We start from the raw sequence: 2,251 nt of genomic DNA, 5'->3' as shown, positions 1-2,251 counted from the left end.
TCAGCAGAAAATTATTTATTTGTGTGAGGCAAACTCAATGTACAAAAGACTAAAAATTAGACATATTCTAACTAGCACTTTAACAACAATAGCTAGTATTACCATAATCTCAATTGGCAGTATAGAGAGTTCCCAGGCAGAAGAATCTTATACTCAGTCATTACAAGAACTCTATGATATGCGTGATCGCACAGTTGCGCAATTAGAATCTCTACCTACTCCCAGAAAGCAATTATTCTTTTCTGATAACAATGATGACACTGTATTAGAAAAGCAAGAAAACTTGCTACAAAGATTACAAGAAATTGAAGTTCAAATATTAATTGAACAACGAGCCAACGATAACTGGCGTCAAGCATTAACCCTGGGCGCTCAAGCATCAGAAGTAGGAGAAACACCAAATGCAACTGTCAAAACTAGAGAAACAGAAAAACACCTCTGGCAACAAGCTATTTATAACTTAGAAGCAATTCCTACTGATTCATTGATAGCAGAAAAAACTACTAAAAAGCTCAAAGAATACCAGCGTAGTCTGAATGATTCTTATTATCAGTTAAACCTAACAAAATCAAACTTTTTAGAGAAAATTCGTAAAGACAGTGGTCTATCTAGCAGAGCAACGATCGCTATTTGTAACCTCCGGCGAAAATGTTTAGACCTAAACGGCAATAAACCACCCGCCAGCCCAGCTAGTTTAATTAAAGTTCCTGTTGCTGTGGCAGCAATGCAGAAAGCGTCTCAAGAAAATATCAGTTTAGATACTCCTATATATGTGAGTAGGGGAAACTTTACCGAAGATGCTTCAGAAATTAGGGCTAGAAAACCCTATCCCCTTAAAACTCTAGTTGGGCAAATGATTGACCATAGTAGCAATATTGCCACAAATCAACTTATTGATTATTTAGGACAACCTTATATTAATAAAGTTCTCAAAGACGATGGCTACAAAGTGATGAGTGTCAACTACAAACTTATGGGTAACAAGATCATGCCCAAAAATCCAGGTAAAGGTCGCAATACCCTAACTAGCAACGAACTGACAGACATGATGGTCTCAATATATAATTATGAGTATCCAAATTCTGATGTATTGATAGAAGCTTTAGCCCGTCAGAAGGATAGATTATTAGGATATGCTGCCCTAGAAGAATTACCAGAAGTTAAGTGGCTTGGTGAAAAGACGGGAGAAAATTCTCGCGCTCTGGGTACTACTTTAGGATTAAGTATTAATGGTGAAGTGTATGTAATAACTGTAATTGATAGTCGTGGCGGACGCGATCCTCAGATTCGTCGCTCTATTAATAAGGTGGCAAAATATTTAATGGATAATGATGGTTTGCTCTCGTATAGATGATGAACTATTCACCTAATTTATGGAGTGGAGGAGTGGGGGAGTAGGGGAGTGGGGGAGTGGGGGAGATAGGGAGTAGGGATAATTTTTCAGTGGTGCTGCATTGTAATTATTCTTGTTACGAGAACAGTGGGAGCATCTTGCTCCCGTGCTAGGCATCTTTTGTTCTTGTATACTATTATGCTACCAAGATTACTCATTTTTCTACCTTTTCCCCTATTGTATTCCTGAATTTCCGTAGTTATGACTCGGTCTTCCTGACTCCAGCAGCTAAAAGCACATACCCCTTGCAAAGACAGCAAATGGGTTCTATTTCATTCAATTTCTTTAATTACGCGACAGGGGTTCCCCACTGCAACAACATTTTTAGGAATATCTTTCGTTACTACGCTTCCAGCACCAATAACTGTATTATTTCCAATCTTTAAACCAGGAAGAATTATACAACTGCCTCCGATCCAAACGTTATCACCTATTTCAATGGGATAAGCCATTTCTTTACCTGCCATTCTTTCTGCAACATTTATTGGATGAGTAGCAGTGTAAATTTGTACATTAGGACCTAACTTGACATTACTACCAATTTTCACAATATTGCAGTCAAGAATAACACAACCAAAGTTGGCATAAAAATTATCTCCAATTTGGATGTTATACCCGTAGTCACATCTGAAAGGAGATTCTATCCAACAATTTAGATCGCTTTGGAATAAATCTTTGATAATTTTGACCCTTTCTTCTTGACTACCATCTGGAATACTATTCAATTTTTGACATAAACTTTTAGCTCTTTGTCTATCTTTTAGTAGGTCTTGATCAAAGGCATTATAATATTGCCCGTTTAACATTTTTTGCCTTTCTGTAGTTTGATTTTGGCTTGACTTCATAACAGAGATATTA

General features: G+C 37.1%; 2 protein-coding genes. One reads left to right on the top strand and one right to left on the bottom strand.

The window, feature by feature from the left end; all coding sequences use genetic code 11:
* A partial coding sequence (locus tag AC3DU7_RS27260) for a serine hydrolase (protein WP_488042397.1) occupies positions 1-1,354 on the top strand: 1,354 nt, incomplete at its 5' end.
* A gap of 311 nt (positions 1,355-1,665) precedes the next feature.
* Here AC3DU7_RS27260 and AC3DU7_RS27255 read toward each other — a convergent pair.
* Positions 1,666-2,199: a sugar O-acetyltransferase gene (locus tag AC3DU7_RS27255; protein WP_488042401.1), complete on the bottom strand. Its 534-nt coding sequence runs from the start codon at positions 2,197-2,199 to the stop codon at positions 1,666-1,668.
* Positions 2,200-2,251: the final 52 nt, after the last annotated feature.

Source organism: Okeania sp., assembly GCF_983059655.1.
The sequence above is the reverse complement of the archived record's forward strand: the minus strand, read 5'-3'. Positions and strand labels throughout refer to the sequence as shown.